The following is a 22,889-nucleotide window of genomic DNA, read 5'->3' as shown; positions in this document are numbered from 1 at the left end:
AAACTCCCGGTCACTCGCCGCGGAGTCGGTAACCGACCCCGCGAACGGTCTCTACCAGCCGTGGGTCACCCAGCTTGGCCCGCAGCGAACCCACGTGCACCTCCACCGTGTGCCGAGCTGCCCAGGTGGTCTGCCAGACGTCGAGCAGGATGCGGTCCCGGGGCACGACCAGCCCCGGTTGCCGGGCCAGGGAGGTCAGGATGTCGAATTCCTTGCGGGTCAGGGTCACCGGTCGGTCGTCGACGGTGACCGTCCGGGCGGGCACGTCGATGCGGATCCGGCCAACCTCGATGATGGTGTGTGCCGGTGCGGCGATCGCCGCTCGGCGCAGCACCGCCTCGATCCGGGCCTGCAACTCGACGATGGAGAACGGCTTCACGACGTAGTCGTCAGCACCCATCCGCAGGCCGATCACCCGTTCACGTTCCTCGCCCCGCGCCGTCACCACGATGATGCCGAGCCGGGGGTCGCGTGCCCGTAGCGTCCGGCACACGTCCACGCCGTCGCCGTCGGGCAGGGTCAGATCCAGGAGCACCAGGTCGCACGGGGCGGCAGCCAACGCTGCGGCTGCCGTCGCGGCATGCTCTATGTCGTATCCGCGGCGGGTCAGCGCCGCGACCATCGCCCCGGCAACCCGGGTGTCATCCTCGACCAGCAGGATGCGCACCTAGCCCTCCCCTCCCACACGCCGCAGTCATTGTGCCGGTAGCCGCACCGGTCCCGACATCGTCCGCTCCGCCGAGCATGATCGTGAATAACGATGCGGGCAAGATGCCGACAGTCACGCCGGGCCACGAAATGATCACTCTGTCGCTAATATCGTCCGGTCTACGCCTCGACATCCCCTCGCGCTTTCCGGAGGCTTGGTTCCCCGTGCCCAGATACCGGGCTGTGTTGTTCGACTTCTTCGGCACCCTCACCCGCCCTGTGCAGCGTGGTTGGCGACACGCGGCCGTCGCTGACACGCTCGGATGTTCGCCGGACGCTCTGGTCGACGTACTCGATCAGTCCTACTACCTACGGGCCACCGGCTCCCTCGGGGACGCCGAGGCCAGTCTGCGGTGGATCGGTCGGCGGACCAGCGCCCGGCCGTCGGAGGCCGCGCTGCGGACAGCGTTGGCGACCCGGTTCGCGGCGATCCGGGCGGACACCCGGCTCCGCGCCGAGGCGGTGGGCGCGTTACGGGCCCTACGCCGGTACGGGCTGCGTATCGGGCTGGTCAGCGACTGTACCCACGAACTGCCCGTACTCCTGTCGTCATTGCCGGTCGCGCCGTTGATCGACGCACGGGTCTTCTCCATCCGGCTCGGCCGGTGCAAACCCGACCCGGCGGTCTTCCTGACCGCCTGTCGGCGGCTGGGCGTGCCGCCCGAGGACTGCCTGTATGTCGGTGACGGCGGTAGCCGGGAACTCACCGGCGCGACCCGGGCGGGGATGACCGCCGTACGACTGGCCGCGCCGGACCTCGACGGTCACCTCGTCTTCAACTCCGACACCGGTTGGGACGGCCCGACGCTGACCTCGCTGAGCCAGGTGGTCGACCTGGTCGGCGACTCCGACCTCCGGCTGGTCGGCGATTCCGGCCCGTGGGTTCCCGGCCGGTCACCGCAACCGTTGCCGGCTCACGTACGGCTGCCGTCTGGCCGGCACGACATCGACGGAGACCCGTACCGGGTGCTCGTGGGTAGCCACGCGGGGAATGTCGCCGGGGACGTACGTACGGCAGGATGCTTGTTGTGACTGAGGACGTGGGCCAGCAGACGACGTCGCCACTGGTGGAAGAGGCGATGAAGAAGGCCGCCGTGGCCTGGGTGGCAGTCGGTGACTCTCCGGCGCTCGCCCTGTGGTGCGTACCGATCGACGGGGCGCTGCACATCGTGAGCGGACCCGGTGAGCAGTCCGCGCCCGGCCTGGCCGAGACCTCGACCGCCGCGGTGACCCTGCGGGGGGATCACGGCGGGCAGATCGTGACCTGGTCCGCCGCGGTGACCCGGGTGATGCCGGACAGCGAACAGTGGGCGACGGTCGCGCCACAGGTCGCCACCAAGCGGCTCAACTCCCCCAGCAACGCCGCCGACCTGGTCGAACGGTGGGCGGCCGAGTGCGTGCTCAGCCGACTGGCACCGGCCGGACCGCCGTTGGCGGCGGGTGGTTCGCTGCCGGACGGATCGCTGGCCGCCCCGCCACGGGAAACCCCCGCCACCCGGCCGACCCGGAAACCCTTCCGGCTGCACCGGGTACGTCGCCGCGCCTGATCGCCGTACCCCAGCGACGGACGACGAGCGGAATCACCATCCTCACCGGCGACGAGCCACACCGACCGGCGGCGGCAGGGGTCGTCGGGTTGCGGCCGGTGACGCGGCAGATCCCGTCGGACCGGGTAAGCCAAGGTCGACATGTTGATGAACCCGGGGCACATACGCTTGGCCTGTGACCATGCCGACCCGGGTATACATCGCCCGACTCGCCGGCCTCGCCGTCTTCGACCCCAACGGCGATCAGGTGGGTCGGGTCCGCGATGCGGTGGCCCGGCTACGCGGCACCAGCCGCCCCCCGCAGGTCGTCGGGCTGGTGGCGGAGATGCCGATGCGTCGGCAGATCTTCCTGTCCATCAACCGCATCACCTCGATCGACGCCGAGGCGGTCGTACTCGGCAGCGGCACCCTCAACCTGCGCCGGTTCGAGAAGCGCGCCAACGAGTTGCTGGTCCTGGCGGACCTTCTCGACCGACGGGTGCTCATCGAGTCGACCGGCCGGGCCGGCGTCGTGGTCGACGTGGCGATGGAGAGCAACCGGAGCGGCGAGTGGTCCCTGAGCCGGGTCGCCGTACGGGAGCAGACCGGCCGCCTTTCCCGTCGGGGCCACCTGCACCAACTGGAGTGGGACCTGGTGCAGGGGCTGATCGGGGTGCCGGAGACCCGGGGTACGGCCAACCTGCTGGCCGTGCTGGCGGACATGCGCCCCGCAGACCTGGCCAACGCATTGCAGGAGCTGCCCGACACGCGACGCAACGAGGTCGCCGCCGCGCTGGACGACGCCCGCCTCGCTGACGTCCTCGGTGAACTGCCCGAGCACGACCAGGTGGAGATCCTGGCCGCACTGGGCCGGGAACGGGCTGCCGACATCCTGGAGGAGATGGACCCGGATGACGCGGCCGACCTGCTCAACGAACTGCCGCTGCCCGAGCAGGATGTGCTGCTCGACCTGATGCAGCCGGACGAGGCGGATCCGGTCCGGCAATTGCTCAAGTACAAACCGGGTACAGCCGGCAGTGTGATGACCTCCGAGCCGGTGATCCTCCCACCGGACGCCACCGTCGCCGAGGCGCTCGCCCGGATCCGGGAGCCCCAACTCTCCCCGGCCGTCGCGGCCCAGATCTTCGTGGCCCGCGCCCCGATGGCCACCCCGACCGGGCGGTACCTCGGCATCGTGCACTTCCAACGGCTGCTGCGGGAGCCGCCGGCCGAGTTGCTCGGTGCGATGGTCGTGAACGATCTCGACCCGCTGCAACCGACCACCCCACTGCCGGAGATCACCCGGCGGATGGCCATGTACGACCTGGTGGCCATGCCGGTGGTCGACGCCAACAACCGGCTGGTCGGCGCGGTGACCGTCGACGACGTGCTCGACCAGTCGCTACCGAGGGACTGGCGGGACCGTACCGGCCGGGCCGAGGGTGATCCTGATGGCTGAGCCCCGCCGGAGCGAGCGACTCGATCAGCCCCGGGAGCCGCGCCGGATCACTCTGCCCCGCTTCGACCCGGAGGCGTTCGGCAGGTGGTCGGAGGGCATCGCCCGCTACATGGGCACCGCGAAGTTCATCGTGTACATGAGCGTGGTGATCATCCTGTGGCTGGGCTGGAACACCCTGGCCCCGCCCGGATGGCGCTTCGACCCGTACACCTTCACGTTCCTGACCCTGGTGCTGTCCCTACAGGCGTCCTACGCGGCTCCGCTGATCCTGCTGGCGCAGAACCGGCAGGCCGACCGCGACCGCGTCGCGCTGGAGGAGGACCGACGCCGCGCGACCCTGCAGAAGGCGGACACCGAGTACCTGACCCGGGAGATCGCCGCACTGCGCATCGCACTCGGCGAGGTGGCCACCCGCGACTTCCTCCGGTCGGAGCTGTCCCGGTTGGCCGAGGAACTCGACGAACAGGCCCAACGCCGACAACGGCTGGAGCGCCGGAAGCAACGGGTCGGGCGGCGTACGGGGGGCGGCGAAGGCGAGGAGGCCGAGGTGCTCGAAGAGCCCCGTGACGAGCACGACACGGATTGAGTGATCCGGTTGTTGGATTCGGACGAATGATCCGATCCGGGCGCAGAAAAATGATCGCCGCACGCCTCAAGGGGCCAGGCGCGCGGCGATCCTGATCGATCCTCGCACCCGGTTCGACATGGCGTCCAGCCTCAAATCGGCGAGCTTCGGATGCTCAACCCACGACGTCGAACTACTCACCACCGGCCACCGGCTACTCAGTGACCCGGCCGGCGGCTGACACCACCGGCCAGGCTCCCGCTCACACCGTTCGGGGTTCCCGCTCACACCGTTCGGGGTTCTCGCTCACACCGTTGGCGGTGAGCGCCGGTCGGGCCCGGACCGCGACGTAGCATTGCGGGCATGTCAGCACCTGCCAGTACCGTCGAGGAAGCGGTCCAGGCCGCCCTGGCCACCGTCGACGACCCGGAGATCCGCCGTCCCATCACCGAACTGGGCATGGTGAGCTCCGCCGTGATCGGCCCGGACGGCGTGGTACGGGTGGAACTCCTGCTAACCGTCGCCGGCTGTCCGCTGAAGGACAAGTTGCGTACGGACATCACCGCTGCGGTCGGCGCGGTCCCCGGGGTCACCGGAGTCGAGATCGAGTTCGGCGTGATGAGTCCCGAGCAGCGCCAGTCCCTCCAGGCGCGGCTGCGTGGCGGCGGCGCGACCGAGGAACCCGTCATCCCGTTCGCCCAGCCCGGGTCGCGTACCCGGGTCTATGCCGTTGCCAGTGGCAAGGGCGGGGTGGGCAAGTCGAGCGTGACGGTCAACCTGGCCGCCGCGTTGGCTGCCAAGGGCCTGTCGGTGGGGGTGGTCGACGCGGACATCTACGGCCACTCCGTACCCCGCATGCTCGGCACCGAGGCTCGCCCCACCCGGGTCGAGGACATGATCATGCCGCCCCAGGCACACGGCGTGAAGGTGATCTCGATCGGCATGTTCACCGCCGGGAACGCGGCGGTCGTCTGGCGTGGCCCGATGCTGCACCGCGCGTTGCAGCAGTTCCTCGCCGACGTCTACTGGGGTGAGTTGGACGTGCTCCTGCTCGACCTGCCGCCGGGCACCGGCGACGTGGCCATCTCGCTGGCCCAACTCCTGCCCAACGCCGAGATCCTGGTGGTCACGACCCCGCAGGCCGCGGCGGCGGAGGTGGCCGAGCGGGCCGGCGCGATCGCCCTACAGACCCACCAGCGACTCGTCGGCGTGGTCGAGAACATGTCGTGGCTGGAGATGCCCGACGGCTCCCGCATGGAGATCTTCGGTTCGGGTGGCGGCGCGACCGTGGCCGATTCCCTCACCCAGGTGGTCGGCGCACAGGTGCCGCTGCTGGGTCAGGTCCCGCTCGACACCCGGGTCCGCGAGGCCGGTGACGCCGGCATGCCGATCGTGCTGGCCGATCCGTCCGCCCCCGCTGCGGTCGCCCTGTCCCAGGTAGCCGACCGCTTGGCGATCCGCCGGGAATCCCTGCTCGGTAAGCCGCTCGGACTGCGTCCGGCCGGCCGCTGACCGACTTCGGACGACCCGCGGGCCGGACCGGGCACACACTGCCGGGACGTGGGCTGGCCACATGGCAGCCCACGTCCGAGTCCGCGGGTCGAATCGTCCGGGTCGGCAGTCCGGCCGACCGGAGCGTCCCGGTTCAGGTGGCGTCGGTGACCGGCTCAGGTCGCGTCGATGTCGAACTGGGCGGCCCGGGCGGCGGGCACGCCACTGGCCGTGCCACCCGACCCTGATCCGGTGGAGTCGGCCACGCCGACCGGGCGGGCGGCCGTCGAGCGCAGATCCGTGGCGGCGGCCACGTCCTTCAGCTCGCCATGCACCCCTTCGATGTCGGAGCGCAGATCGTTGTAGACGCTCTGCAACGGCTTCCGCAGCGCTTCCTCGTCTTCCTCGCTGAGCAGGTGCTTGCGGATGAACGTCTTGGGGTGCAGATCCTCGAGTTGGATGTCCGTACCCAGTTCGCGACTCAGGTCCCCGGTCGCGTTGCGGGCCATGTTCCGCAGGTTGCGTAACATCCGCAGACCCTCGCCGATGGCGTGGGGCAGCCGGTCGCCGAAGATCAGCAGGGCGACTATCAGCAGCCCGCCGACCTCCCACACATTCAGGTTCTCGAACACGTGCCGGCCCTCCTCGTGCCATCCCACGCAAGAGTACGCACGTCAGGGCCGACCATGGGAGTGGGTGCGCCGGGCCTACTTCGCATCGGCGGCGAGGGTCACCGAAGCGTTCTGCTGGGCGGTGCCCCGGCGGTACTCGACGGCAACCACCGAGCCGGGCGCGTACTTACGGATCAGGGCGATCAGGTCGCCCGGCCCCTCCAGTGGCCGGCCGTCGAACTTGAGGATCACGTCGCCGGCCCGCAGTCCGGCCGTGGCGGCCGGCCCGCCCCGGTCGACCCCGGCCAGCCGGACGCCAGCTCCGGCCCCGGTCGCGGCGTTGCTGAGCTGGGCACCGATGACGGTACGGCGGGCCTTCCCGGTGTCGATGATCTCCTGGGTGAGCCGCTTGGCCTGGTTGATCGGTACGGCGAAGGCCAGACCGATGTTGCCAGCCTCCTCCTCGTCACTGGCCAACGACTTGATCACGGAGTTGACGCCGATCACCCGTCCCGCACCGTCGACCAGTGGGCCACCCGAGTTGCCCTGGTTCACTGCCGCGTCGGTCTGGATCGCCGCGTAGTAGCGGACCTGCCCACCGGGCTCGCCGGCCTGGATCGTCCGGTCGAGCGCGCTGACGATGCCCGCAGTGACGGTGTTGGCCAACGCCAGCGGCGATCCGAAGGCGAGTACCGGGTCGCCGACCGCGATCGCCTCCGAGTCACCGAACTCGACCGGCGCCAGGCCGGTCCGGGTCGTCTTGATCACCGCGATGTCAGCCTCGGCATCCTGGCCGATCACCTTGGCCGGCGACGTCGATCCGTCGCTGAAGACGACCGTCGCCGAACCCGACCCGCCCGCGACCACGTGGTCGTTCGTGATCACGTATCCGTCCGCGCTGACCACGAATCCGGAGCCGACGCTCGTCCCACCCCGGCCGCCGACCCGTACGGTCACGACGCTGGGGCGCAACCGCTCGGCGACACCGGCCATCGAGTCACGTGGACGCTGCGCAACGCCCGGTGCGCCGGTGCCCGGTGCACCGAGCACGGTCCCCGAGCCGGTGCCGCCGCCCCGGACCGCGAAGGCATAGCCCAGGGCTCCGCCCAGCGAGCCGGCCAGCAGCGCCGTGATCAGCGACACCAGGATGAGCGGGGTCAGTCCCCGACGCTGGACGGCATCCGGATCGGTCACCGGCTCCGGATCGATGCTGGCACCCGCACCACGCGCCGGGGTCACCACCACAGCCGCCGGGGTACGGGGATCACGCCACGGGTCGCGCGACCCGTCGGACCACCAGGGTGAGGGTACGGGGGCCCCGGAACCGGGAGATCCCACCGGTGCTCCCCCCGACGGGACAGCCGACATCGGCGGGTACGCCGAAGCCGGGGGTCCGTCGGGCTGGCGCCAGTTCCAGCCGTCGGTCACGTTCAGTGCCTCCCAGTCCGTCCCGGAAAACAAACGCCCGGTCGCCGCCGGTGGCGAGTGCCATCAACGGCTGGGGCGTCCGGATTTCCGCATCCAGGATTACACGGATGACGGGAAATCATTTAGTGGTTGCCCCCGGGTCAGGTTGACGCCCACATGACAGGACTGCCGATCCCATGCGGGTCGCCTCTAGGCTCATACTGGCAATCCACCCCGCACCGACCCCCCGCTGCCCGGAGGTGCCCCATCGCCACGGTCGCCCAGTCAGTCAACACGATGACCACCCAGGCACTCCAGTTCACCGAGTCGTACGTTGCCGAGGACCTCGTCCTACGCACCGCCCGTAGCCTCGCCCACGAGGTCGGTCTCGACGCCATCACCCCTGGTGCCGGTGCGACGCTCCGGCTGCTGGCCGCTGCCGGCAACGCCCGGGCAATAGTGGAGATCGGCACCGGCACCGGGGTGAGTGGCATCTGGCTGATGCGTGGCATGCGGCCGGACGGCGTGCTCACCACCATCGACGTCGAGGCCGAACACCAGCGGATCGCCCGACGGATCTTCCTGGAGGCCGGCTTCCCGTCGGGGCGTACCCGGATCATCACCGGCCGGGCACTGGACGTGCTGCCCAGGCTGGCCGACGGGGTCTACGACCTGGTCTTCATCGACGCGGAGGCCACCGACAACAGCGCCGGAGTGGATGCGGCGCTGCGGCTGCTGCGCCCCGGCGGCGTACTCGTGGTCAACGCCGTGCTGGCCGGCGGGCGGATCGCCGACCCTGCCGCGCGGGACCTGGAGACGGTGACGGCGCGAGAGTTGATCAAGTCGGTACGCGAGTCGGAGGACTGGGTTCCCGCGCTGTTGCCGGCCGGCGAAGGGCTGCTGGCCGCCGTCAAACGGTAGCTGGCCGCCGTCAGACGGTAGGAGTGGCGCGCCCCGGAACCCGACGTGCGTGGACCGACGGCCGGACCGCGTGCTGCTCCGTCCACATGGGACGGCGGTCCGGCGGTGGGTCCGGGGAACGGCCGGATCCGGGGAACGGCCGGATCCGGTGCCGGCTGGTCGGCGAAAACGGCCCACGAGCCGGGTTGCCGGCTAGCCCGCCTCGGACAGCTGGCCCAGATAGCGCAGCAGGGTACGAACCCCCCAGCCGGTCGCGCCCTTGGTCAGCTCACCGGCGTCGCCCTCCGCCCAGGACGGTGCCGACATGTCGATGTGCACCCAGCGGTCACGCAACTTGCCGGTGAACTCCCGCAGGTAGAGCGCGGCGAGGACGGAGCCGGCCCCCTGGGTCGGCGCACTGTAGAGGTCGGCCAACTCGCTGCCGAGATACTCGACGTAGTCGGCAGCCAGCGGCAGCCGCCACGCCTTCTCCCCGGCCTCGGTCGTCGCGGCCAGTACCGCCTCGGCCAGTTCGTCGCTGTCGCTGTAGAGGGCTGCGGTGCGCTTGCCGAGCGCCACGGCGTTGGCACCGGTGAGGGTGGCCAGGTCGATCAACAGGTCCGGCGCCAACCGGTCCACCGCGTACGCCATGGCGTCGGCCAGCACCAGCCGACCCTCCGCGTCGGAGTTGGTCGTCTCGCTGGTCAGGCCACCGTAGTGACGTATCACGTCACCGGGCCGGAAAGCCGATCCGCTGACCATGTTCTCGGCCAACGGGGCGAGCGCGGTGATCTGCACCGGCAGGCGCAGGGCGGCGGCTCCGATGGTGGCCGCGACGACGGCGGCGGCCCCACCCATGTCCTTACGCATCAGCTTCATCGCTTCGCGTGGCTTGATCGAGATGCCGCCGGTGTCGAAGGTGATTCCCTTGCCCACCAGCACCACGTGGGTCTGTGCGTTCGCCGGTCGCCAGCTGATCTCGACCAGACGCGGCCCCCGTGCCGATCCGGAGCCGACGGCGAGGATGCCACCGAAGCCCTCGGCGGCGAGCTGCTCGGGCTCGCGCACCCCGACGGTCAGCCCCTCGTGGTGGGCAGCGGCGGCGGCCACCTGCTCGGCGAACCACTGCGGGCTCTTCAGCGAGGACGGCGTGTTGGTCAGGTCCCGGGCGAACCGGGTGGCCTCGGCGGTCGCCCGGGCGATGGCCAGCGCCGCCTCGTACGGAGCCGGGTCGGTCACCGCCAGCAGCACCTCACCGAGGACGGGTGCGCCGTCGCCGGTCGGTGCCGGCTGGTCCGGCATCCGGAACCGGTACGACGCCAGCCAGAGCCCTTCGGCCAGCCCCCGCACGGCAGCCGGCTCCACATCGGCAGGCATCGCTATAGTGATAGAACTCTCACGCGTTCCGGCGCGGTAGACGGCCGCACCGGCGGCCCGCCAGGCGGCTTCGTCCCCGGTACCGATCCCAACCAGCAACAGCCGGCTCGGGGTCTGCACCGGCCGGATCGACCGGTATACGACACCTGCCGCACCGGTGTGCTCGACCTGCGGCAGCAGCGCATCGACCTCGGTGACGATCTCGGTCGGGACGGCCAGCCCGGTCTCGACCGGTACGACCTGCGGCTCGCCGTCGGCCGCCCCCTCGACGGGACGGACGGGTAGAGCGAGCGCGTCGATGCCGTCGGGATCGACTACGAGACGAATGGCCAGCACGCCGACCGTACCTCCAAAAGATCTTCAACACGGAAGGGCGCCAGCAGATGCCCTCGACCCGGCTACCCGGGCAGACCCTGGGTCATCGACATGGTCGATGACCCAGGGATGATGAACGGCCCAAAGCCCGACCGGCGGCCGGACCGTGATCGGTCACTCAGCCGGCGGCGGCCTTCAGCGCGTCACCGAGCGCGTTGGCCTCGTCGGGAGTCATCTCGACGACGAGTCGGCCACCACCCTCCAGCGGAACCCGCATGACAATGCCCCGGCCCTCCTTGGTGACTTCCAGCGGACCGTCGCCCGTCCGCGGCTTCATCGCCGCCATGTTGTCTCCCCTCAGACCTACAGCAGGGTCGGTGGATTGCCCCACAGCCACTTTTCGTCAGCGTCACCGCGCGCATGACCCGCGGTGTCGACCAACGATTTTCCCTGATAAACACCGCCGAACCCAAACCGATCCAGCACGTCTGTAACAGCGTCTAGCATATCTTGCGGTGGCCTGTCACAATGTGCGGTCATGCAGGCACGGTCGGCGCTCTTCGACCTGTACGGCGACTACCTCCGTTCCCGGGGTGGCCGTGCACCGGTTGCCGCCCTGGTCAAACTGCTCTCTCCGCTCGGTATCGCGCCCCCGGCGGTGCGTACGGCGGTCTCCCGGATGGTGCGTCAGGGCTGGCTGCGCCCGCTCCGACTCGCCACCGGACCGGGATATCTAATCACCCCGAAAGCAGCCCGTCGATTGGACGAAGCGGCCGCCCGGATCTACCGCACCTCCCGGGTCGGCTGGGACGGCCGGTTCGACCTGATCGTGTTGCAGACCCCCACCGCCCGCCGGGACCGCCAGCGCCTCGGAGCCAACCTCGCGTTCCTCGGCTACGGGATGCTCGACGAGCAGACCTGGGTCGCGCCGCGGCCCGGCGAGGACGTCGACGGTCTGCTTACCGAGGCCGGGGTGCGTTACGAACGGTTCAACGCCACCCACGCCGCCGGCACACCGGGGGCGATGGCCCTGGTCCGTCGGGCCTGGGACCTCAACGAGATCGGCAGGGCGTACGAACACTTCGTAACCCAGCAGCGGCCCCTGCTGGCGGCGGTGACTGCCCGTACGGGGGACATGGAGGCGTACGCCGCCCGGTTCCGGCTGGTGCACGCGTGGCGTACCTTCCTGTTCCGGGACCCGCAGTTACCCCCGGCGCTGCTCCCAGAACGATGGCCCGGCACCAGCGCGGCGACGTTCTTCGATCGGCACGCGGCCCGACTGAGGCCAGCCGCCGACCGGTATGTCGAGCGTTGCCTCGACGCCAGTAACCGAGCCGTACGAAAGAAGGGCCGAACCTCGTGACCGAGCCGCTGTTGGTCGACCGCACCGATGCCGTCGTCACCCTGACTCTCAACCGGCCCGCCGCGATGAACGCACTGGACGTGGCGCTGAAGGAGGCGCTCCGGGAGGCCCTGGCCGAACTGGAGACCGACCGGTCGTGCCGGGCGGTGGTGCTCACCGGTGCGGGCAACAACTTCTGCACCGGCCAGGACCTGCGCGAACACGTCGCGGTGCTGGAGTCGGGCAGCCAGGACCCGCTCAACACCGTGCACACGCACTTCAACCCCATCGCCTCCCGGCTGGCCCAACTGCCCAAGCCGGTGGTGGCGGCGGTGGGCGGGATGGCCGCCGGTGCCGGCGCGTCACTGGCCTTCCTGGCCGACTTCCGGGTGGGCGGGCCGCGGACCAGGTTCCTGATGGCCTTCGCCAACGTGGGCCTGGCCGCCGACACCGGCGCCTCCTGGTCGCTGCCCCGGCTCGTCGGCCACGCCAAGGCCGTGGAGCTGCTGATGCTGGCCGAGCCGATCTCGGTCGACGAAGCTGACCGGCTCGGTCTGCTCACCCGTCGGGTGGAGAACGACGAGCAGGTGCTGCCGACCGCTCAGGAGTTGGCCGCCCGGCTGGCGGCCGGCCCGACGGTGGCCTACGGGGCGATCAAGCGGCAGCTGTCGGTCGGCGACGCCGGCACGCTGTCAGAGGCGTTGGCCGCCGAGGCGCGGGCGCAGGCGATCTGCGGTGCGACCGCCGACCACCGGGCCGCCACCACCGCGTTCGTGAACAAGCAGAAGCCGGTCTTCGAGGGCCACTGAGCGCGGTAAGGGTGTTCGAGAGGGCCCTTCTCGTCGGATCCTGCCGTGAATCCCGGTGCCTGGCGACCAGGCGTCGCCAGGCCGCCGCCCGGCCATCATGGGTGCCCTGTTGACGCAGGCGCCCTTCCCAACCCCTCAGTCGTCCTCCTCGGGGTCCTGGTTGGCCTCCACCCCCAGCACGAACGCCTGCATGGCCAGCTCGTTCCCGACCGGTGACACGAACGTGGGCAGCTCACGCGGCCCCAACTCCATCACGTACGACCAGAAGATTCGCACCGCCTCAGCCGGCGACGACGCCTCGATCGGCAGGTCCAGGCTGACCAGCCAGCCTCTCCGGTCGGGGGCCGGGCCGATCCGGTTGGCCAGCTCACGGTAGGTCGCCGTGTCGATCAGGGTCGCCGGCCCGGTCAGGACGAGTTGATCGGCCGGCACCGGTTCGTCGAAGGCCCGGTGGGTGTACGTCACGACGAGCGGCAGCGGTTCGAGCTGACCGGACTGCGGGTCGTCCGGGTCGGTCTCCACGCCCGGCGAACCGGCGACCCGTCCCAGCGCAACGACCAGCGGACTCTTCGAGTCCTCCGCCTCGACCACCACGAGGACCTGGTCCCCGGGGACCGGCCGGGACGCCCCGTCCTCGAAGCCGGTCAGTTCCAGCGTTTCGTGGTGGAAGAGCCGCTCCGCCTCGTACCGCGCGGTCGGCAGGAGCACGGCCCAGGTGCCGATCCGGCTGATTCCCTCGGTCATGTCGCTATCCCATCACGGGTTCGGCGGTACGGATCACGTGGCAGCCGGCCAGGTGGTCGTCGACCATTCCGGTGGCCTGCATCAGGGCGTACGCGGTGGTCGGACCGACGAACCGGAAACCGCGCTTCTTCAGCGCCCTGGCCAGCGCGGTCGACACTTCGGTGCTCGCCGGCACCTCGGCGAACGAGGTCGGCCGGGCCGCCCGCGCCTCGGGGGCGTACGACCACAGCAACGCCGCCAGCCCGTCCGGCAGGTCGAGGGCGGCCCGGGCGTTGGCGATCGCCGCCTCGATCTTCGCCCGGTTCCGGACGATGCCGGCATCGGCCATCAGCCTGGTCACCTCCGCCTCGCCGTAGCCGGCGACGGTGGCGATGTGGAACTGGTCGAAGGCCGCCCGGAACGCCTCCCGCTTGCGCAGGATGGTCAGCCAGGACAGCCCCGACTGGAAGGCCTCCAGGGTCAGCCGTTCATAGAGAGCGTCGTCGCCGCGTACCGGCCGCCCCCACTCCTCGTCGTGGTAGGTCGCGTAGTCCGGCGTACTCGCCCCCCACCCGCAGCGGGCCAGCCCATCCGCCCCGATCACCAGATCTGTCACGACACCAACCGTAGGCGGCCGACCGCCAGCGGTGTCGTCCGGGCCGATCGCGTCGTCGGTGGTCAGGGCAGGGCCCCCCGTTCGACGAGCCGGGCGAACTTCTTCAGCGCCTGGGTGAGGCCGAACTTCGACCCCGGCCACAGCACCGGCCAGGTCACCCGGCCCGCTGCGCCACCGGGCAGGTGGAACCACTCGTGCCAGACCACCTGGGTACGGTCCCGGTCCATCTGGGTGCAGCGCACCACCCCGGGACCGCGCAACAGCGGTCCGCAGTGGACGACCCGGAGTTCGTACGGCGCGTCGACCCGGACCACCCGCATCTCGTCCCGCACCATCGCCGGGCCGATCGCGGTGATCGCCTCCACCAGGCTGCCCTCGCCGCCGTCGCCCTCGACCACCCGCACCCGGGTGAACGGAATCCAGTCGGACTGGCGTTCCCAGGCGGTGAGCCCGGCGAACACCCGCTCGGCCGACGCGTTGACGATGACCGTCGCGGTGACCTCGCCGGCACCGGGCTGGGCGGCTGCCCGGAGGCGGTCCGTCCCGCCCTGGTCCGTCCCGCCCTGCCCGGGTTCGCCCTGGCCGGGTTCGCCCTGGCCCGGTTCGCCTACACGCGGGTCAGGCTCGCTCACGCGCGCTCCGATCGCGGCGATCCGCCCGGCACGCCGTCCGACTGCTCCGGACGGGCGGCCGGTTCGTTCAGGGCCGCCGGTTCGTTCGGGGCCGGCGCCTCGGTCGGGACCGCTACGGCCCGGACGTCGTCGCTGGTCCGGGCTTCGTCGCTGGTAAGGACGCCGTCGCTGGTAAGGACGCCGTCGCTGGCCCGGACGTCGCCGCTGACCCGGACGTCGCCGCTGACCCGGACATCGCCGCCGGCCGGGATGCCCTCACCGCCGGGTGTCCTCCCGCCCGGGGCGAGCGCAGCCAGCCGGGCCTGGAACAGCGCCTCCGCGTCGGCCGTCCGCCCCTCACGCAACGCGGTGACCTCCGCCTCCAGCACACCGATCAACTCGTCCTTGTAGCCGATGTCGTAGGCAGCCCGTCGCATCGCCTGATCGACCTGGGCCATCCGGTACCCACGGACGGCAGTGTCGAAACGGACATCGGCGACGTCCCCCTCCACCAGTGGCCGCCCACCGGGTAGCGGTACCGACCGACCGTCCGGCTCGGCCGGCACCAGGCCCGCATCACCGCCGGTCACGAGCACCGTGACGCCGAAAACGATCGCCGCGACCGTCAATGCCACGGCCACAAGGAGCAGGAACTGACCCATGAGGCGATCGTGGCACGGCAATGGGGTGCCGAGCGACCCCGCCACCCCGCTCACCGTCACAATCGCCTCACCACATCCGTGCCGGCCTCGGGCTAGCGTCGGATCACCGGATCGGGTGGAAGCTAGGGAGGGCTCCGATGACGGGGACGTTACGGCTGGGTCGACGTGAGTTCGCACCGGGCGACCTGGCGGTGATGGCGATCGTGAACCGTACGCCGGACTCGTTCTTCGACCGGGGTGCCACCTTCGCCCAAGATGCCGCGCTGCGGGCCGTCGAACAGGCGGTCAGCGAGGGCGCGGACATCATCGACATCGGCGGGGTCAAGGCCGGGCCGGGGACCGAGGTCGACGTGACCGAGGAGATCCGCCGTACGGTCGGCACCATCGCCGCGGTCCGGGCCGCCTTCCCGGAGGTGGTGATCTCCATCGACACCTGGCGGGCCGAGGTCGCCACCGAGGCGGTGGCCGCCGGGGCGGACCTGCTCAACGACACCTGGGCCGGCGTCGACCCGGTACTCGCCCAGGTAGCCGCCGAAACCGGCGCGGGCCTGGTCTGTTCGCACGCGGGCGGACTGTCGCCGCGTACCCGGCCGCACCGGGCGGCGTTCGACGACGTCGTGGCCGACGTCGTCACGACGGTCACCGGGCTGGCCGAGCGTGCGGTGGAGATCGGCGTACGACCGGACGGGATCCTGATCGACCCGGCGCACGACTTCGGCAAGAACACCCGGCACTCACTGGAGATCACCCGTCGACTGGGCGAGTTGACCGACACCGGTTGGCCGGTGCTGGTCGCCCTGTCGAACAAGGACTTCGTCGGGGAGACCCTCGACCTGCCGGTGGACCAGCGACTGGAGGGGACGCTGGCGGCGACCGCCGTGTCAGCCTGGCTGGGGGCCCGGGTGTTCCGGGCGCATCAGGTACGGCAGACGCGGCGTGTGCTGGACATGGTCGCCTCGATCCGGGGGAGCCGTCCGCCGGCGGTGTCCCGCCGTGCCCTGGCCTGAGCCGTACCGGGCCGGCTGGCCTGAGCCGTAGTGGAAGGTTCCTTTCCGATCACTCTGTCCAGCGAAGGATGTTCTTGCGCCAAGCGTAGAGAATGCCCAGCGCCAGCACTGCGACGAAGATCCCCATCTCGGCGACCGTGACGAGGCCGAACCCGGGACGGTCGAAGACCACCGCCCAGGGGAAGAGGAAGACGGCCTCGACCGCGAACAGCACGTAGAGGTACGCGTAGACGTAGTAGCGGATGTTCATCTGCGCCCAGTCGCCGCCGACCGGATCGAGCCCGCACTCGTACGTCGCCCGCTTGCCCACCGGGTCTGCGGGCCGGGCCGGCCTGAGCAGCCGGTTGGCGGCGAACGCGACAACGAAGAACGCGACACCGACCAGCAGCAGGATCCCGAGCGTCGCGTAGGACCCCAGATAGCCGCTCATGGCCGGCAGCCTACCGGTCGGAACCGGGGTACGGGCAGAGCGCGATCCGGGTCGGTTTGCCGGCATCGGCCGACGGATCGCGGGCATCAGCAATCGCCGTGTGGTGATCTCGATTACGACAACAGGTGTACCGAGCACAAGATAGCCGGCAAATACCCCTATTCTTCCGTCCCACACAGCGGCCCTCGGGGAAGGATTGCCTAAGGATTCGACGTAGGCTCTGGGGTGAAGGGCAGAGCGGGCCGCGAGCATGTCACCCCGCCGCCGCCAGTGCTCAAGGAGGTCATGTGACCGAGCAGCGCGAGGTCACCGTCGGGCTCCCCCATCAGGGCGGAGCCGAGCGGAGCGAGGTGCGACTGTGACCAAACAGGTCCGGCAGCTGGATCGAGTGGTCATCCGTTTCGCTGGCGATTCCGGCGACGGCATGCAGCTCACCGGAGATCGATTCACCTCGGAAACCGCCCAACTCGGTAACGACATCTCCACGTTGCCGAACTTCCCGGCGGAGATCCGGGCCCCTGCCGGCACCCTGCCCGGGGTGTCCAGCTTCCAGGTTCATTTCGCCGACTACGACATCCTCACCCCCGGCGACTCGCCGAACGTCCTGGTCGCGATGAACCCGGCGGCGTTGAAGGCCAACCTGGTCGACCTGCCCCGGGGCGCGGAGATCATCGTCAACACGGACGAGTTCAACAAGCGCAACCTCGCCAAGGTGGGCTACCAGGTCAGTCCGCTGGAGGACGGGTCACTCGACGGCTACTCGGTGCACCCGGTCGCGTTGACCTCGATGACCGTGGGCGCGCTGGCCGAGCACGACGTCTCCAAGAAAGACGCCGAACGGGCCAAGAACATGTTCGCCCTCGGCCTGCTGTCCTGGATGTACTCCCGGCCGTACGCTTCCACGATCCGGTTCCTGGAGCGCAAGTTCGCCGCCCGGCCCGAACTGGTCGCCGCCAACATCGCCGCCTTCAAGGCCGGCTGGAACTTCGGCGAGACCACCGAGGACTTCGCGGTCCGCTACGAGGTCAACCCGGCCCGGATGCAGCCGGGCACCTACCGCAACATCACCGGCAACGCGGCACTGTCGCTGGGGCTGGTCGCCGCCGGCGTACGGTCGAAGCTCCCGGTGTTCCTGGGTGCCTACCCGATCACCCCGGCGTCGGACATCCTGCACGAGCTGAGCAAGCACAAGCGGTTCGGCGTCACCACCATGCAGGCCGAGGACGAGATCGCCGCGATCGGCGCAGCCCTGGGTGCGTCGTACGGTGGCGCCCTCGGGGTGACCACCACCAGCGGTCCCGGTGTCGCACTCAAGGGCGAGACCATCTCCCTGGCCGTGGCGCTGGAACTGCCCCTGGTCATCGTGGACGTGCAGCGGGCCGGCCCGTCGACCGGTATGCCGACCAAGACCGAGCAGGCGGACCTGAACATGGCCCTGTTCGGTCGCCACGGTGAGGCTCCGATCGCGGTGATCGCCCCGAAGTCGCCGGCCGACTGCTTCTACGCGGCGCTGGAGGCGGCCCGGATCGCGCTCACCTACCGCACCCCGGTGATCCTGCTGTCGGACAACTACGTGGCCAACGGTTCCGAGCCGTGGCTGCTGCCGGACGTCGACTCCCTGCCCGACCTGACGGTCGAGTTCGCCACCGAGCCCAACGGCGAGGACGGCAAGGCGTTCCTGCCCTACCTGCGCGACCCGGCCACGCTGGCCCGGCCGTGGGCGATCCCCGGCACGCCCGGACTGGAACACCGCATCGGTGGCCTGGAGAAGGCCGACAAGACCGGCGACATCTCGTACGACCCGGCCAACCACGACTTCATGGTCCGTACCCGGGCGGCCCGGATCGAGGCCATTCCGGTGCCGGACGTCGAGGTGGAGGACCCGGACGGCGACGCCCGTGTCCTGGTGCTCGGCTGGGGGTCGACCTACGGACCGATCGGCGCCGCCTGCCGGGCCCTGCGTCAGCGGGGACTGGCCGTCGCGCAGGCCCACCTGCGCAACCTCTCACCGCTGCCGGCCAACCTCGGCGACGTGCTGAAGGCGTACGACCGGGTGGTGATCCCGGAGATGAACCTCGGCCAGCTCGCCCACGTGATCCGGGCCCGCTACCTGGTCGACGCGATCGCCTACAACCAGGTCCGCGGCCTGCCGTTCACGTCCACGGAGCTGGAGACCATGCTGGAAGAGGTCGTGAAAAATGCCTGAGCCCGTCGCTGTCAAGCTCACCACCAAGGACTTCAAGTCCGACCAGGAGGTGCGCTGGTGCCCCGGCTGCGGCGACTACGCGATCCTCGCCGCGGTGCAGTCGTTCATGCCGGAACTCGGCATCCCGCGTGAGCGGATCACGTTCATCTCCGGGATCGGCTGCTCGTCGCGCTTCCCGTACTACATGAACACGTACGGCATGCACTCGATCCACGGCCGGGCGCCGGCCATCGCCACCGGCCTGTCGGTGTCCCGCCCGGACCTGTCGGTCTGGGTGGTGACCGGTGACGGTGACGCGCTGTCCATCGGCGGCAACCACCTGATCCACGCGCTACGCCGCAACGTCAACCTGAAGATCCTGCTGTTCAACAACCGGATCTACGGGCTCACCAAGGGGCAGTACTCCCCCACCTCCGAGGTCGGGAAGATCACCAAGTCGACTCCGGTCGGCTCGGCGGACGCGCCATTCAACCCGCTGTCGCTGGCGTTGGGCGCGGAGGCCACCTTCGTGGCCCGCACCATCGACTCGGACCGCAAGCACCTCCAGTCGGTCCTGCGGGCGGCGGCAGAGCACAAGGGCTCGGCCTTCGTGGAGATCTACCAGAACTGCAACATCTTCAACGACGGTGCCTTCGACCAGCTCAAGGAGCCGGCCACCCGGGACGACTACCTGATCCGGCTGGAGCACGGCCAGCCCATCACCTTCGGCAAGGACGGGCAGTTCTGCGTCGTCCACCCGCCGGGTGGGTTCGGTCTCGAGGTACGGGAGACCGCCTCGGTGTCGCCCGACGAGATCCTCACGCACGATGCGGCGGTGGCCGATCCGGCGTACGCGTTCGCGCTGTCCCGGCTGCCCGACCTCGACCTGCGGAACACGCCGATCGGGGTGTTCCGCAAGGTCGAGCGGCCGTCGTACGACGAGGTCGTCCAGTCACAGGTCGAGACGGCCAAGGCCAAGGCCACCGGTACGCCGGAGGAACAGCTGGCCGGTCTGCTTGCCTCCGGTGACACCTGGACGATCAGCTGACTCAACACAGGTAGCTGCCGTGCCGGGAGTCGGACACTGGCGATTACCGCTTCCATCGACGTCTACGGGTCTCGCGAGGTATTCGCGGGGCCCGTAGGCATTCGTACGGCTGCGGACTTCGCTTCGGCAAGAGGCTTCCAACCAGCCTTGAACTGATGTTGCGCCGACAACCCGCTCGGGGTCGACACGTGCAGCTCAGGTAGCCGCCGGGGTGTGCGAGGACCGCTCGTCGCGGACATGGACCAGCATGTCGCCGGTCTCGATCGCCCCACCGGCCGGGTCGGACAGCGACACCACCTTGCCGCGCCGGACCAGGGCGATGACCAGCGTCTCCAACTCGCGGGGGGACCGACCGACCTCGTCCCGGGTGGCCGACCGCATGGCCAGCGCCATGCCCTGACCGGGCGAGAGCAGGTCCTCGACCACGTCGATGAGGGGCGGCGCCGAGGTCGACAGACCCAACAGCCGGCCCGCCGTCGCCGAGGAGACGATGACGTGGTGGGCCCCGCTCTGCTTCAGCAGCGGCGCGTTCTCGGCTTCCCGTACGGCAGCGATGATCCGGACCTGCCCGACGGTCAACTGCCGTACGGTCAGCGTGATCAGCACGGACGCATCGTCCGTGTCCGCCGCGATGATCACCGCCTTGGCGCTCTTGACGTGCGCCTCCTGGAGCACGCTCGACCGGGTGGCCAGCCCCTCGATCGCGACCAGTCCCGCCGAGGTGGCCTGCCGTACGACGGCGGGGTTGCGCTCGACGACGACGATCCGTGACTTGTCGAAGCCGGTCTCCAGCAGAGCGGAGATGGCGCTGCGGCCCTTGGTGCCGTAGCCGCAGATGATGACGTGGTCCTTCACGTTCCTCCTCCACCGCGTCAAGCGGAGGCTGGTGCGGTACTGCTCGGTCAGAACTTCCAGGGTGGTGCCGACCAGGATGATCAGGAAGATCACCCGGGCTGGGGTGACTACCAGGACGTTCACCCATCGGGCACTATCCGACACCGGGGTGATGTCGCCGTATCCCGTGGTCGACAGGGTGACCACGGCGTAGTAGAAGCAGTCGAGCAGGGTCATCCCGTCTTCGTTGACGTCCCGGTAGCCCTCACGGTCGAGGTAGACGACACCGACGATGATCAGCACGAGGGCGACCGCCGCGAGGAGCCGTAGGCTCAACGCACGCAACGGACCCTTGCGTACGACAGGAAAGTGGATCACTTCTCGTCCCGCTCCGCCCCCGTCTGCGACTGCACGTGCACACCATAGTGGGCCATCGCCCGAGAACCGCACCTACCGGTCCGGTCGTACCCGACGGGGGTCTTGCGCTCACCCCGTAACCTGTGAAAATTTTCTTCCAGCGGCATACACGGGGCGGCGAATGTTGCCGAATCCGGGCCGCGACCAACCTGACCCGGGAGCCCCACTGAAGGGACACACCGCATGAAGGCAAATCGGCTCAGAGCCGCCGGGGTGGCCATAGCGCTACTCGGCTCGCTCGTCGCCGCCACCCCCGCGAGCGCCGCCCCCGCGCCCGCGGCACCGACCTCGACCAACGACACCACCTGCCAGCCCGACCCCGCCACCCCGAAGCGCCAACTCCGGGCGATGTGGATCGCCTCGGTGGTCAATATCGACTGGCCCACCAAGGCCTCGTACACGGCACCGGACCGGATCGCCACGCAGAAGGCGGAGTACCAGGGCTGGCTGGACCTCGCCCAGCGACTCAACCACAACGCGGTGGTCGTGCAGGTCCGCCCGACCGCCGACGCGTTCTGGCCGTCGCCGCACGAGCCCTGGTCGGAGTTCCTGACCGGGGTACGCGGCCAGGACCCGGGCTGGGACCCGCTGGCCTACCTGGTCGAGGAGTCGCACAAGCGCAACCTCGAGTTCCACGCCTGGTTCAACCCGTACCGCATCTCGATGCCCGACGGCGCCGGCCCGGACATCAACAAGCTCGCCCCCGGCCACCCGGTCCGCCAGAACCCGGACTGGGCGGTGGCCTACCCGGTCAACGCCGCCGGCTCGCGGCTGTACTACAACCCGGGCATCCCGCAGGTACGCGAGTTCGTGCAGACCGCGATGATGGACGCCGTCACCCGGTACGACATCGACGGCGTGCACTTCGACGACTACTTCTACCCGTACCCGGCCGCCGGGCAGGACTTTGGCGACCAGGCGACCTTCGAGCAGTACGGCACCGGCTTCGCCAACAAGGCGGACTGGCGGCGGCACAACATCGACCTGCTGGTGCAGGAGATGAGCGTGAAGATCAAGGCAGCCAAGCCGTGGGTGAAGTTCGGGGTCAGCCCGTTCGGCATCTGGCGGAACAAGGCCGCCGACCCGCTCGGCTCGGAGACCAACGGCACCCAGTCGTACGACGCCAACTTCGCCGACACCCGCAAGTGGGTCAAGGAGGAGTGGATCGACTACATCGTTCCGCAGGTCTACTGGAACATCGGCCTGGCCGTCGCCGACTACGCCAAGCTCGTGCCCTGGTGGTCCGAGGTCGTCCGGGGCACCCGGGTGCAGCTCTACATCGGACAGGCCGACTACAAGATCGGCGAGCCCGGCCAGCCGGCCGCGTGGCAGGACCCGGCCGAGATGTCCCGGCACCTGACGTTCAACCGGGACTACCCCGAGGTCTCCGGCAACGTGCACTTCAACGCCACCCAGATCCGGATGAACAAGATCGGCGCCACCGACATCTACGCCGCCGAGCACTACTCCCGGCCGGCGCTGGTGCCGACCATGCCGCACCTGGCCGCCAAGCCGCTGCTGTTCCCGGTCGTGACCGGGGCGAACCGGCAGGCAGACGGGGTCCGGCTCACCTGGCGGCAGCCGGCTGACGGCGTCGGACCGTTCGGCAAGGCCACTTCGTACGCCATCTACCGGTTCGACGGAACCACCCTGCCCGGCCGCTGCGACCTCGCCGACGCCGGGCAACTCGTCGCCACCGTACGGGCCACCGGCACCGGCGCACAGTCCTACCTGGACGCCACCGCCGAGCCCGGCAAGCGCTACACCTACCAGGTGACCACGCTCGACCGGCTCTACAACGAGAGCGCGCCGAGCCTGCCGCGATTCGTCCGCTGACGAACACCAC

Annotated in this window: 23 protein-coding genes; 12 read left to right on the top strand and 11 right to left on the bottom strand. The window is 69.9% G+C overall.

Annotated elements, in window-relative coordinates; translation table 11 throughout:
- Positions 1–10: 10 nt before the first annotated feature.
- Positions 11–667 carry a response regulator transcription factor gene (locus tag ACFQ4H_RS15145; RefSeq protein WP_377571438.1) on the bottom strand — a complete coding sequence of 219 codons (657 nt, stop codon included), beginning with the start codon at positions 665–667 and terminating at the stop codon, positions 11–13.
- A gap of 206 nt (positions 668–873) precedes the next feature.
- On the opposite strand from ACFQ4H_RS15145, the gene ACFQ4H_RS15140 reads away from it, so the two are divergent.
- From ACFQ4H_RS15140 to ACFQ4H_RS15120, 5 genes are all read left to right on the top strand, one after another.
- The gene (locus ACFQ4H_RS15140) at positions 874–1,740 is read left to right on the top strand and encodes an HAD family hydrolase (RefSeq protein ID WP_377571435.1); all 867 of its coding nucleotides are present in this window, start codon (positions 874–876) and stop codon (positions 1,738–1,740) included.
- A complete protein-coding gene (locus ACFQ4H_RS15135; protein ID WP_377571432.1) occupies positions 1,728–2,255 on the top strand; it encodes a hypothetical protein in 528 nt (175 codons plus the stop codon). The genes ACFQ4H_RS15140 and ACFQ4H_RS15135 overlap by 13 nt, the downstream gene beginning before the upstream one ends.
- Positions 2,256–2,430: 175 nt before the next feature.
- The gene (locus ACFQ4H_RS15130; RefSeq protein WP_377571429.1) at positions 2,431–3,693 is read left to right on the top strand and encodes a magnesium transporter MgtE N-terminal domain-containing protein; all 1,263 of its coding nucleotides are present in this window, start codon (positions 2,431–2,433) and stop codon (positions 3,691–3,693) included.
- Complete coding sequence (locus ACFQ4H_RS15125) at positions 3,686–4,279, top strand: DUF1003 domain-containing protein (RefSeq protein WP_377571426.1); 594 nt, start codon at positions 3,686–3,688, stop codon at positions 4,277–4,279. Before ACFQ4H_RS15130 ends, ACFQ4H_RS15125 begins: the two co-directional genes overlap by 8 nt.
- A 342-nt stretch (positions 4,280–4,621) precedes the next feature.
- The gene (locus ACFQ4H_RS15120; protein ID WP_377571423.1) at positions 4,622–5,770 is read left to right on the top strand and encodes an Mrp/NBP35 family ATP-binding protein; all 1,149 of its coding nucleotides are present in this window, start codon (positions 4,622–4,624) and stop codon (positions 5,768–5,770) included.
- Positions 5,771–5,925: 155 nt separating this feature from the next.
- Here the strand turns inward: ACFQ4H_RS15120 and ACFQ4H_RS15115 are convergent, their stop codons facing one another.
- Complete coding sequence (locus ACFQ4H_RS15115; RefSeq protein ID WP_377571420.1) at positions 5,926–6,381, bottom strand: Sec-independent protein translocase family protein; 456 nt, start codon at positions 6,379–6,381, stop codon at positions 5,926–5,928.
- Positions 6,382–6,456: 75 nt separating this feature from the next.
- On the bottom strand, positions 6,457–7,788 hold the full coding sequence (locus ACFQ4H_RS15110) for a S1C family serine protease (protein ID WP_377571417.1): 1,332 nt from the start codon (positions 7,786–7,788) through the stop codon (positions 6,457–6,459).
- Positions 7,789–8,064: 276 nt separating this feature from the next.
- On the opposite strand from ACFQ4H_RS15110, the gene ACFQ4H_RS15105 reads away from it, so the two are divergent.
- Positions 8,065–8,688: an O-methyltransferase gene (locus ACFQ4H_RS15105; RefSeq protein ID WP_377571414.1), complete on the top strand. Its 624-nt coding sequence runs from the start codon at positions 8,065–8,067 to the stop codon at positions 8,686–8,688.
- 192 nt (positions 8,689–8,880) lie between these two features.
- On the opposite strand, the gene ACFQ4H_RS15100 is transcribed toward ACFQ4H_RS15105, so the two are convergent.
- Both ACFQ4H_RS15100 and ACFQ4H_RS15095 read right to left on the bottom strand, forming a co-directional pair.
- Positions 8,881–10,380 (bottom strand): leucyl aminopeptidase, encoded by a 1,500-nt coding sequence (locus tag ACFQ4H_RS15100; protein WP_377571411.1) that lies wholly within the window; start codon positions 10,378–10,380, stop codon positions 8,881–8,883.
- Between the two features lie 157 nt (positions 10,381–10,537).
- On the bottom strand, positions 10,538–10,705 hold the full coding sequence (locus tag ACFQ4H_RS15095) for a DUF3117 domain-containing protein (RefSeq protein WP_007455245.1): 168 nt from the start codon (positions 10,703–10,705) through the stop codon (positions 10,538–10,540).
- A gap of 192 nt (positions 10,706–10,897) precedes the next feature.
- Between ACFQ4H_RS15095 and ACFQ4H_RS15090 the strand changes: the two genes are divergently transcribed.
- Positions 10,898–11,722: a PaaX family transcriptional regulator gene (locus tag ACFQ4H_RS15090; RefSeq protein ID WP_377571408.1), complete on the top strand. Its 825-nt coding sequence runs from the start codon at positions 10,898–10,900 to the stop codon at positions 11,720–11,722.
- Positions 11,719–12,510, top strand: coding sequence for an enoyl-CoA hydratase-related protein (locus ACFQ4H_RS15085; RefSeq protein ID WP_377571405.1), 792 nt, complete (start codon positions 11,719–11,721; stop codon positions 12,508–12,510). The genes ACFQ4H_RS15090 and ACFQ4H_RS15085 overlap by 4 nt, the downstream gene beginning before the upstream one ends.
- 135 nt (positions 12,511–12,645) lie before the next feature.
- Here ACFQ4H_RS15085 and ACFQ4H_RS15080 read toward each other — a convergent pair whose 3' ends face one another.
- The 4 genes from ACFQ4H_RS15080 to ACFQ4H_RS15065 all read right to left on the bottom strand — a co-directional run bounded on the left by ACFQ4H_RS15080 (position 12,646) and on the right by ACFQ4H_RS15065 (position 15,122).
- Positions 12,646–13,254, bottom strand: coding sequence for a hypothetical protein (locus ACFQ4H_RS15080; protein WP_377571402.1), 609 nt, complete (start codon positions 13,252–13,254; stop codon positions 12,646–12,648).
- A 4-nt stretch (positions 13,255–13,258) separates the two neighbouring features.
- A complete protein-coding gene (locus ACFQ4H_RS15075) occupies positions 13,259–13,849 on the bottom strand; it encodes a DNA-3-methyladenine glycosylase I (RefSeq protein ID WP_377571399.1) in 591 nt (196 codons plus the stop codon).
- A 62-nt stretch (positions 13,850–13,911) separates the two neighbouring features.
- Positions 13,912–14,481: an SRPBCC family protein gene (locus ACFQ4H_RS15070; RefSeq protein WP_377571396.1), complete on the bottom strand. Its 570-nt coding sequence runs from the start codon at positions 14,479–14,481 to the stop codon at positions 13,912–13,914.
- Positions 14,478–15,122: a DivIVA domain-containing protein gene (locus ACFQ4H_RS15065; protein ID WP_377571393.1), complete on the bottom strand. Its 645-nt coding sequence runs from the start codon at positions 15,120–15,122 to the stop codon at positions 14,478–14,480. The genes ACFQ4H_RS15070 and ACFQ4H_RS15065 overlap by 4 nt, the downstream gene beginning before the upstream one ends.
- Positions 15,123–15,259: 137 nt before the next feature.
- On the opposite strand from ACFQ4H_RS15065, the gene folP reads away from it, so the two are divergent.
- On the top strand, positions 15,260–16,129 hold the full coding sequence (folP, locus tag ACFQ4H_RS15060) for a dihydropteroate synthase (protein ID WP_377571390.1): 870 nt from the start codon (positions 15,260–15,262) through the stop codon (positions 16,127–16,129).
- Between the two features lie 49 nt (positions 16,130–16,178).
- Here the strand turns inward: folP and ndhC are convergent, their stop codons facing one another.
- A complete protein-coding gene (gene ndhC, locus ACFQ4H_RS15055; RefSeq protein WP_377571387.1) occupies positions 16,179–16,559 on the bottom strand; it encodes an NADH-quinone oxidoreductase subunit A in 381 nt (126 codons plus the stop codon).
- A gap of 358 nt (positions 16,560–16,917) precedes the next feature.
- Between ndhC and ACFQ4H_RS15050 the strand changes: the two genes are divergently transcribed.
- Positions 16,918–18,765: a 2-oxoacid:acceptor oxidoreductase subunit alpha gene (locus ACFQ4H_RS15050; RefSeq protein ID WP_377571384.1), complete on the top strand. Its 1,848-nt coding sequence runs from the start codon at positions 16,918–16,920 to the stop codon at positions 18,763–18,765.
- Positions 18,758–19,792, top strand: coding sequence for a 2-oxoacid:ferredoxin oxidoreductase subunit beta (locus ACFQ4H_RS15045; RefSeq protein WP_377571382.1), 1,035 nt, complete (start codon positions 18,758–18,760; stop codon positions 19,790–19,792). Before ACFQ4H_RS15050 ends, ACFQ4H_RS15045 begins: the two co-directional genes overlap by 8 nt.
- A 195-nt stretch (positions 19,793–19,987) precedes the next feature.
- On the opposite strand, the gene ACFQ4H_RS15040 is transcribed toward ACFQ4H_RS15045, so the two are convergent.
- Positions 19,988–21,004, bottom strand: a complete 1,017-nt coding sequence (locus tag ACFQ4H_RS15040; protein ID WP_377571380.1) for a potassium channel family protein — start codon at positions 21,002–21,004, stop codon at positions 19,988–19,990.
- Positions 21,005–21,226: 222 nt separating this feature from the next.
- Here ACFQ4H_RS15040 and ACFQ4H_RS15035 point away from each other — a divergent pair, with 222 nt between their 5' ends.
- Complete coding sequence (locus tag ACFQ4H_RS15035) at positions 21,227–22,879, top strand: glycoside hydrolase family 10 protein (protein WP_377571377.1); 1,653 nt, start codon at positions 21,227–21,229, stop codon at positions 22,877–22,879.
- Positions 22,880–22,889 lie beyond the last annotated feature (10 nt).

The sequence above is a fragment of the Micromonospora sonneratiae genome (assembly GCF_042679305.1).
Classification (GTDB): domain Bacteria; phylum Actinomycetota; class Actinomycetes; order Mycobacteriales; family Micromonosporaceae; genus Micromonospora_H; species Micromonospora_H sonneratiae.
This window is presented reverse-complemented; position numbering and strand designations above follow the sequence as displayed.

What these genes read in the sequence shown, in the direction of transcription:
- ACFQ4H_RS15125 (WP_377571426.1), top strand. Translation starts at nt 3,686, where the DNA reads ATGGCTGAGCCCCGCCGGAGCGAGCGACTCGATCAGCCCCGGGAGCCG.
- folP (WP_377571390.1), top strand. Translation starts at nt 15,260, where the DNA reads ATGACGGGGACGTTACGGCTGGGTCGACGTGAGTTCGCACCGGGCGAC.
- ACFQ4H_RS15135 (WP_377571432.1), top strand. Translation starts at nt 1,728, where the DNA reads ATGCTTGTTGTGACTGAGGACGTGGGCCAGCAGACGACGTCGCCACTG.
- ACFQ4H_RS15045 (WP_377571382.1), top strand. Translation starts at nt 18,758, where the DNA reads ATGCCTGAGCCCGTCGCTGTCAAGCTCACCACCAAGGACTTCAAGTCC.
- ACFQ4H_RS15080 (WP_377571402.1), bottom strand. Translation starts at nt 13,254, where the DNA reads ATGACCGAGGGAATCAGCCGGATCGGCACCTGGGCCGTGCTCCTGCCG.
- ACFQ4H_RS15105 (WP_377571414.1), top strand. Translation starts at nt 8,065, where the DNA reads ATGACCACCCAGGCACTCCAGTTCACCGAGTCGTACGTTGCCGAGGAC.
- ACFQ4H_RS15090 (WP_377571408.1), top strand. Translation starts at nt 10,898, where the DNA reads ATGCAGGCACGGTCGGCGCTCTTCGACCTGTACGGCGACTACCTCCGT.
- ndhC (WP_377571387.1), bottom strand. Translation starts at nt 16,559, where the DNA reads ATGAGCGGCTATCTGGGGTCCTACGCGACGCTCGGGATCCTGCTGCTG.
- ACFQ4H_RS15120 (WP_377571423.1), top strand. Translation starts at nt 4,622, where the DNA reads ATGTCAGCACCTGCCAGTACCGTCGAGGAAGCGGTCCAGGCCGCCCTG.
- ACFQ4H_RS15065 (WP_377571393.1), bottom strand. Translation starts at nt 15,122, where the DNA reads ATGGGTCAGTTCCTGCTCCTTGTGGCCGTGGCATTGACGGTCGCGGCG.
- ACFQ4H_RS15095 (WP_007455245.1), bottom strand. Translation starts at nt 10,705, where the DNA reads ATGGCGGCGATGAAGCCGCGGACGGGCGACGGTCCGCTGGAAGTCACC.
- ACFQ4H_RS15035 (WP_377571377.1), top strand. Translation starts at nt 21,227, where the DNA reads ATGAAGGCAAATCGGCTCAGAGCCGCCGGGGTGGCCATAGCGCTACTC.